The organism is Ferrimicrobium sp. (assembly GCF_027364955.1).
GTDB lineage: Bacteria > Actinomycetota > Acidimicrobiia > Acidimicrobiales > Acidimicrobiaceae > Ferrimicrobium.
This window is the reverse complement of the sequence record NZ_DAHXOI010000045.1, coordinates 1-8,474: the sequence shown is the minus strand read 5'-3', so window position 1 is coordinate 8,474 and position 8,474 is coordinate 1. Positions and strand designations below refer to the sequence as shown.

5 protein-coding genes are annotated in these 8,474 nt (G+C 54.1%); 2 read left to right on the top strand and 3 right to left on the bottom strand.

The window, feature by feature from the left end; all coding sequences use genetic code 11:
• Positions 1–269: 269 nt before the first annotated feature.
• Positions 270–1,577 carry a hypothetical protein gene (locus tag M7Q83_RS13430; protein WP_298339899.1) on the top strand — a complete coding sequence of 436 codons (1,308 nt, stop codon included), beginning with the start codon at positions 270–272 and terminating at the stop codon, positions 1,575–1,577.
• Positions 1,578–2,304: 727 nt separating this feature from the next.
• The gene (locus M7Q83_RS13425) at positions 2,305–3,201 is read left to right on the top strand and encodes a hypothetical protein (protein ID WP_298339896.1); all 897 of its coding nucleotides are present in this window, start codon (positions 2,305–2,307) and stop codon (positions 3,199–3,201) included.
• A 418-nt stretch (positions 3,202–3,619) separates the two neighbouring features.
• Here M7Q83_RS13425 and M7Q83_RS13420 read toward each other — a convergent pair whose 3' ends face one another.
• The 3 genes from M7Q83_RS13420 to M7Q83_RS13410 all read right to left on the bottom strand — a co-directional run bounded on the left by M7Q83_RS13420 (position 3,620) and on the right by M7Q83_RS13410 (position 7,911).
• Positions 3,620–4,555 (bottom strand): hypothetical protein, encoded by a 936-nt coding sequence (locus M7Q83_RS13420; RefSeq protein WP_298339893.1) that lies wholly within the window; start codon positions 4,553–4,555, stop codon positions 3,620–3,622.
• A gap of 1,025 nt (positions 4,556–5,580) precedes the next feature.
• On the bottom strand, positions 5,581–6,480 hold the full coding sequence (locus tag M7Q83_RS13415) for a YncE family protein (RefSeq protein WP_298339890.1): 900 nt from the start codon (positions 6,478–6,480) through the stop codon (positions 5,581–5,583).
• Between the two features lie 846 nt (positions 6,481–7,326).
• Positions 7,327–7,911, bottom strand: a complete 585-nt coding sequence (locus M7Q83_RS13410; protein WP_298339888.1) for a hypothetical protein — start codon at positions 7,909–7,911, stop codon at positions 7,327–7,329.
• Positions 7,912–8,474: the final 563 nt, after the last annotated feature.

Below are 8,474 nucleotides of genomic sequence, written 5' to 3'. Positions count from 1 at the left end.
GCCAACATCTCTGCCTTCTCGCCCTCATTGATTTATTTTTTTAGCCGCGCACACACTGATACTGAGACCTAGGGCAATGAGGATCCTAAAGGTGCGGTTACGCTTCACGATCCCTCAAGTAGAGCGTTAGGGTCGTTTGAGTAAGTATTAATTTATGCCGATGACTGTCTGTGGGGTTGCGGTTCCGGTGTTGCCGTGTTAGTCTGTGCGAAGGCTATTTCGGTCTTGTCCCGCAGTGGACCACCGCCGAGTATCTGGAGGGTTTGTAGATGAGAAACCGGCTCAGGCGCAGCGCCTGGCAGGCGATCGGAGGTGCGGCAGTAGCTGTCGTACTCATCTCGGTGTCGAGTTCTTCGGAGGTGCATCCCCAGCTCACGAGCTCTGTTCAGTCAATGAAACAGGAAGCGAATTCGCTCACACAGAGGATCGCAGCACTCAACGCGCAGGTTCAATCGATCAGTTCACACTACGCGTCGGTCGAGGCCCAGATCCAACAGCTGCAAGCGAAGGAAAGCTCCGTAGAGACGGCGATCGCTCAGAAACAGTCTGAATTGAAAAAACTTCATGGAGAAATTGTCTCAGAAGCTGTTTCACTCTTTGCGCAGGCTGGTACCGACTCTCAGGTCCTAAGCGTTCTACAGGACAACCCAAACTCATCTGCGGTTGCGCAGGAGGACATCTCGACCGCATCATCCACCCAGGAAGAGGCGGTCAATGCCTATGAAGCGGTGCAACAGCAACTCGCGAATCAGCAATCGCAGTTACAGGCAGATCAGTCACAACAGGCATCGTTACTGAACTTGTTAAGTGCCCAAGAGGCTAAAGCCCAATCGGCACAGCAGCAAGCGTCGACAGAGCTGTCGAGTGTGAATGCTCAGATCCAGCAGATGGTTGCAGCCCAACTCGCTGCCGAAGAGCAAGCTCGTCAGGCCCAGATCGAACAGCAACAGATAGCTGCCGAACAAGCAGCGGCGGCACAACAGGCAGCGGCCGCGCAGGCTGCACAACAAGCGGCAGCCAGTCAGTCACAGGGCCAAGGCTCGCCGAGTCCATCGCCGACATCAGTCGCTCCCTCGCCAGCCGCAGTAGCGCCCAGTGGCTATGCCAATCCGATTCGGTCCATCGGTGATCTTCAAGTATGGAGAATTGATCAAGGCGTAGACTATAACGGTTACGGTCCGATCTATGCGATCGGAGATGGGGTAGTCCTCTCAACTTTTAACGGTGGGTGGCCGGGAGGCACATTTATCACCTACCGGCTCACCAATGGACCAGCGGCAGGCCTCGTGGTCTACGCTGCCGAGGATATCAACCCTGACGTCAGTGTTGGGCAGTCCGTTACACCGAATACCGTCATCGGAACACTCTACAATGGTCCTGACGGCATCGAGACAGGTTGGGCCGATGGTGGAGCCCTTGGAGAGACGATGGCGATGAGTTATGGCCAGTTCTACGGCTCAAACTCGACGGCGTTTGGTTCCAACTTCTCACAGCTCTTATCCTCGCTTGGTGCGCCTGGAGGGGTGCTGCAGAATAGCCCCACAGGGTCGGTCCCAGGGAACTGGCCGCAATGGTAGCTGACCGCTAACAACACTTCCACGATCGCTCGTCTGCAAGGTTGGCGGTGTCTCGTAGTCTCTCTGTTCCAGACGCATACGGTCCGGTTCCATAGGTGAACCTACTGGGTCTGCATGAAGCGGACCGCCTCAGATGTGAGCTGGTAAAGCAATTGCCAGTTTCCCGGCAGTTGCATTGCTAAATTGCTAGTTAGGGTAGACGTGGTCCGCTGGGACCGTACCGATGAATACTTTCAGGTAAAAACTGGCCAATACGCAGGAACTTTTCTAACAGGTGGGTACTGCCAACTCTTACACCCCTCGAGTCGCCAGGATACTTCCTCGAAACGGTTTAGGCTTCAGCGTCATCAATCGTGTGAGCCAGCAGCCACTTCGAACCGGAGATTGGGCCTCCAGCGTATTTGGTGAGCCAATCCAGGATTCATCTCCATTAATTACTAGGCTGGGCAAGACAAGGAGGGGCCGATGATCACCTTTGCTAGAAGGAATCGGCTGCTCTTGGCGTTCGTTGTGGCTACTGGTGTTCTGGCCGATGCTACTGTTCTCCTGCGGAGCTTCTTCCACAGCGAATCCGCACCTTGACTCGACGGACTATCCAAACGAACAAGGGGTCAGGGTCAACACTGTTCGAGAACCTATCTGGCGGTTTGTCAGAGACGACCTTGTCGTGTCTGTCAACGGGGGTATTACCTGGTCGTCCAAGCAGTTGCCAGTCGGGATGTCTTCCATGCGGACTGCAGTTACCGTCACGAGACGAGGAGTACTGCTTGCCTTCACGAGCGCTGGAGATACCCTCTCCGTGGCGCGAGCCATCGACGCCACAGCTCCTTGGGTGCAGTCTTTGGTGCCAATCAAGTGGCCCCAAGGTGTCGCACTTGGTCCGACTTACGATCCCAATATGGTCACCGTAACCAATGATCTCGCCACCGGGGCGACAGCGGTCTCTGTCAATGAAGGAGGGGCACAAACCGGTAACGTCCCAGCACTGTTTGTCTCAACTCACCAGGGAACCTCCTTCACCCAACTACCAGTACCTACAAGGTACGGCAACTATCAGGTGGCGATGATCTCGCCGTCGACAGGGATCGTCGTCGGAGGCGACGAGAGCCAGGGAGTGTGGTTCACCTCGAATGCAGGAATCGCGAGGAAGGCAGTCTCTCTTCCTGGGCTTGTGACTGGTCCGGCCGTCAGCTTCTTTGGTCCGACGGCGTTTGGTGATGTGGTCTACCTACCCGTTACAATCGGCACTGGCCCTGGTGCGCAAGCGACGCTATACGCAAGCACAGACGGAGGCTCTTCCTTCACTAAAGTGTTGACCGAGGCACGGACCCCCGGAGGGGTCGTGGCCGTCAACGGTCCAAACGTCTGGTGGTTTCTCGGTCCTCATCGCATCATGGAGTCTTCCGACGGTGGTAACTTCTGGAAGGGTATCACCGCGCTGCGTCTCGCGGGTTCGGTGGCCTCAGCCCAGCTCATCTCCCGGACGGATGCGGTAGTCATGACGATCGATAGCAGTTGCACTCGCTTCAAGTCGGGATGCTACAACTCTGCGTTTCAGCAAGCGACGAACGACGGTGGAGCGACGTGGTATCAGTCCACCTTCGAACCCACAAAACGTGAGTAGCTATAAAGATCCGCTCCCATGGCCAAGCACCAGTGGGTTGAGGTGTTCGTAGCCATTTGACGATGACGTCCAACAACCCGTCCTGATAGAGTCGGTAGTGTCCGCTCGCATCAATCAGAGCAATGCTGATCTTATCGAGATCGAGGGCCCAAGTTCAGCTCGCTGAGTATTCTCTCTGCAGGATTCGCCTTGTTTTGCGTTACTTATGCCTGCCCCATCTCTCCACGCACTAGCGGTAAATTCCTGGCCGACACTCTTGTACTGCTGACCAATCAATGCAACAATCTGCACTAGAATAGCTCGTTCCATTGAGCCCTTCCCCTTACGTGCTGACACCTTTGCCCAGACCTAACTCTTCTAGAAGCCTTGAGGTTGGTAAACGTGGACAACTAGCTGATCTGCACATGTGGGAGGCACACTATGCACCAGCAGATGCGGAGGGCGTACCCTGTGCCTCGAGCGCACTGATGAAGGTCTTCGCATTAATGATGCCACTCGTCGGAGCACTCACAGTTGGGAAGGTCTTGCCGTACTGTGAGAGGTCCACCTGAATGGAATATGACGCGGGAGCATTGTTGCCGGGTGCTCCCGGTTGAGGTTCCGAAATATCCATCGATATGGTGTACTGTCGTAGCAGTTGGTTGCTGCCGATCCAGAATTTCACCATGATCGGGCCATCGAAATTGACCTGATTCAGCACCTGTGCTAACGACTTGCTAGCGCTTTTCGCGGCCGCTTCCTGGAGAAATTGGCGAGGATTGATACTTGCTGAGTACTCGGTGGTGGTGTGACCGTCCACTGTCGCCGGACCCACCTTGGTAACCGTGACGTGAGTACGGTTCGCGAAATTAGCCAAGACTGACGTAGGGTCGGTGGAGTTGACTTGTGCTAAGGGGCTTGTGAGTAACGCGGGTGGGTGGGCGAGGGATGCTTGAATCCACTTGGCACCGCTCAGTGTCGTTAAACCTAGTTCGTTACTCGGAATACCGAAATAGACCGTGGAACCAACGACGAGCTCCGAGGAGTCGATGAGCCCAACGCTAAAGGTCGAATGGCTCTGGTTGGTGAGCTTGGCATCGATGCTGACCGGGTTCGTTCCGGTTTGGTAGACGTAACCCTTGGTCTGACTGGTGCCAGATCCTCCATCGGTCGATATCGTTTCCACCGTGTCGATCGCAAAAGAACGCTGTTGCCGTGTCATCCGATAGGCTGACAGAAGCGCCTGTTGATTACCGAGCTGGATCGCTGATCCCGATGCGCTCGAAGCTCCACAAGCGGCAAGCAACGTACCCGTGAGAACGATGGGAACCAACAACTTGCTGGTCAACGATAATGTTTTGACCACCTTTAACATCTCGTGCCTCCGTCTAGACTACTATTCATATTCTAACACCGCAACCGTGATGGAGATAGGACACTTCGCAAAGTCGTAGCAGTACTTGACAAAGAGTCGCCTGGCACAGCCTGAGATGTCACTGAGCCTGGTTTCGGTGTTTTTCTCAACCTATAGCTCGCTTCAAACCTGCTTGCCGTTGCCCCAGAACACCCAGAACACCCGGAAAAACTGAACGATGCGCGCATGCGCAGTATTCTCCCAATCCAGTTGAAGCAGAGACTGTCCCTCTAGGAGGGACTCGAACTCGACCTGCGTGTTAAGGTTCTGAAATGGATAAACGACCTCGTAGTTGCGTTTCGCTCGGTACGAAGAGAACGATCGAAATGGCGCGGCGTTCTCCAAGGACAGCCTGACAAGTTCTCGTACCTGTTCGCGATCTGCTAGCTCTTGTGGTGATGACCGGTACTCGAGTCTGACGAACTTGTCGACTATAATCTGCCACGTCACCTGGACAGTGACAGGTATATTAAGAACTTGCAAAACATACGTGCAAACGACAGGTGTATTGAGATTTGCGCCAACTTAATTGATATAGGACATATCCAGTGTCAATAGAGTTGGCAGTTCCTCAACTCTCCCAACAGGGATAATGCCATCGTTAATGAGACGCCTGGAAGCCTATTCTCACTATAGTTGGCACCAAGAGACCGAACATCGTGCACAATGTCAGTCATTCTGGCCATTTCGGACAAGGTCAATAAGAGTGCAAGACTTCCTAACCGCAAGGCCGTCTGGTTCCGCAGCGAGCGAGGTTTTCTGACAGCCTCGTGAGAACGCTGTCATCCGGGTCTGAGGAGTCGGGCAAACCACTGAGATCTGATCATCTTCGCATTCTGATTTGCAGACCAGTGCCCGTCATTGCGGATTCTCGTTGGCCGTTCAAGTTGGATCTCGTGCCTAACACGCTACGCCGTCAGGCGTTTCATCGCGCAGTGCGTGCTCACATCGTCGACATGGCGTTCCCGAATACTTCCACCGCCTCACTAAGCGCGGCGGTGCCTCACGGAATACAGCAGGGCCGCACCGCTCCCAAGAACTACAAGTGCGGCTCCTGCAACCTCGAAGGGCACTGCAGCGGTTGTCGACGAGGGTCGACTTTGGGACCCCAAAGCAACGGCTAGAACCGAATGACTACCAGTCATATATAACGTGTCGTTACTGGGGTCGGCAGTGAACTCGACACCACTTGACCAGGCGGGGATACGGCGAGTGACCTTACCAGTCGCACCGTTGATAGCGACGATTGATCGGTGATCATTCACGTATATCTCATTGGTGTCAGCATCCACTTGAATGTCGACAATATTTGTATCACCATCCCCGACATCAAATGTATGCTCTACCCTGCCGGTAGCGCCATCGATGGCGAGTACTGTATTGGCGTTCGCCTTGCCATAATACGCATCGTATCCATCGTGACTGGCAAAATACACCATATTAGTCTTCGAGTTGACGGCGAGGGCCCAAATCCCGACCCTCACAGGGATCACCTTGATCACCTTGTCAGTCGCTCCATCGATCACCACAAGGCCCTTTGAGTCGGATGCGTACACCGTGTTCGTGTCCGGATTTACGGCAAGAACCCCCGGATAGGCACCCACGTCCAGCGTACCGACAACCTTGCCAGTTGCTCCATCAACCGCTGACAACCACCACTTAGTTGCTGGCGCAGAATGAACCCCCTCAACAAACACCGTATCCGTCGCAGAATCGACGGTAAGGGACGTCGGGTAGAGGCCGACTCTCTCCACTGCAATCGGGAAGGTCTTCGCCCATACGACACCAGGATCCAAAAGTGGCAGTGCTATCACGCCAAGCAAGAGCACTCCGAAGAGCCAACGGATTCCGATCAGTCTCACGTTTTCACCTTTGTGAAGTTTCACGCTATCCTCTTTCCGGCAAAGACCATAGTACTAGCAACAGAGAATACAATCGTTAACCGCAGATAGAAGTGGTCTTAAGGGAAGCTCAATACAGATCGTACGAAAATTGATCGTTAACATTGTAGTAGATTGTGAAGCTAGGGAAGGTGTGATATTCCTTGTGAAAATTCTGCAAGTCAACCGTAAGATGTGAACTGTAGTTCAGACAAGCAAGATCGAGATTATTATTATCCGGCGGTAGGTATTGGCAAGAGGAAGTAGATACGAAGCCAAACCCACCTTTACTGTGAACATAGGCTACCCACGCCGACGAAAAGGAGACGGCACCCGAACCGCCTCCGCCTCCGCCTCCGACAGTCCCCCCAGGCTGCGCCTGGACCACTGGAGACTCGTTAGCCGTCAACCCAATTCCAGTGCCTAAGCTAGCGAGCCCGAGACTCAAGGCTACGACCGCCCCCCCCGAACCATGTTCCGTACTTTCATCATTACTCCTTTTGGTAATACTCGCTACCAGAGTTATCGTCTGGTACACTTCAAAACCTAACACATGATGGCGACGATTGCACGGCATTTTGAGGTATTCCCGAAAGATTATCATCTAGCAGGGAGTTTGGCAGAGTGCTTGTGGGAGTGCTTGTTCGTGACAGGAAGTGGTATTCGGGTGAGCAGGTGATTTGGACATCGTAAGGGTTCTGGACTCTAGGTTCGTGATCGACGATCTCAACATTGCCGGCAACCCAAGGTGCTTGTTGCGATCGTTGATCTGATTGAGGCGGGTGAAACGATGAAGAAGTAGCCGAAGGGGCGCAAACAATTAGCGCTGCGCAATGAAGGACTCTGCGCAATTCAAGGCGACTCGTGGTGCAAGTTGTCAGAGAGGGTCTTGAGCCTTCCGATGAGCTGGGCTCGCCCCAGAGCCGACACTCCTGGGAACTTGAGCGACTCGATGACGTGGTATCGCTTGGACTTGACAGAGTGATCTACCGAGATTGCTCGTAGGAATTGCTCCAGGGAAAGCAGATCAACGAATTCGACTGTCTCCGGATAGAGGCAGATCGGAAGAGAGCCCGTGTTCAACTGCTCGGCTCTCGTTGCCAGCTGCTCCTCCGTCAGTGAAACCAAGGCGAGTTGTTCAGCTAAGCGGTACTTTGTGGTGTCGAGAATATTTTCCCGGCCATCGGCAAGGAGTGACCTGAGATGGAGTTCCGCGCCGATGACCTCGGGAAGCGGTTGAAATTTTGTCACCTCAGTGTCGCGGAGCCAGTAGGCGTGCTTGGTACAGACATAGCCCGATAGTGGATCGCGAACCCTCACCTGTTCGCCCCCACTGCATCTCGGACACATTGGGCGCTCAATCGCTGCATTGGCCACGGTGTCGATCACCCGGCCGTCTAGGTCTCCAAGGAACTCGAGGTATCTCACGTACGTCACTGGGTACCTAATTGAAAAGTTTCCCTCGTTAGACGACAATCCAGATCCCGAACGCAGGTCCTTCTTTGTCAAGTGGTTAGCCGCGGCCAAGCGGAGCTCGTAGGAGAGTGGAGTCTCATGGCGAAAGTACTTCACTCGAACGGGAAGCGGGCGGGGTCTTGGTTGCCAGAGATCACTTGACACCTCACGTTGGGATATCGATCCATGGCCCTGGATTTCCCCTGCTTGAATCCCGTGACCAGCGCGCCTAGGCTGCACGGCCAAAGACACGCGCTAGGTCGGCAACACAGACTCGTTCCTTGCCAGAAATGACCGCAGTAATTGCGGCACTGACTAAGAGCTCCTTCAGGGTTCCGATTGAGTTCGGCAAGGGGTAGGTGCCGATAGTGGGGGAGAGTGGTATCTTAAATATCTTCTCAGCATCAGCGGCAAGTGAGCCGGGCTCGTGCTCGATGAGGACTCCGAGCAGGTGTGATTCAAACGTTGCCTAAACCACCCCGGGTTTACTGGAGACTCCTACTCTTGAGAGGATGGAGTTACTATGGCACAGGTGAAGCGTTACT

Excerpts from the sequence above, each read along its gene's own strand:
- M7Q83_RS13430 (WP_298339899.1), top strand. The coding sequence starts at position 270 with ATGAGAAACCGGCTCAGGCGCAGCGCCTGGCAGGCGATCGGAGGTGCG.
- M7Q83_RS13425 (WP_298339896.1), top strand. The coding sequence starts at position 2,305 with ATGCGGACTGCAGTTACCGTCACGAGACGAGGAGTACTGCTTGCCTTC.
- M7Q83_RS13420 (WP_298339893.1), bottom strand. The coding sequence starts at position 4,555 with ATGTTAAAGGTGGTCAAAACATTATCGTTGACCAGCAAGTTGTTGGTT.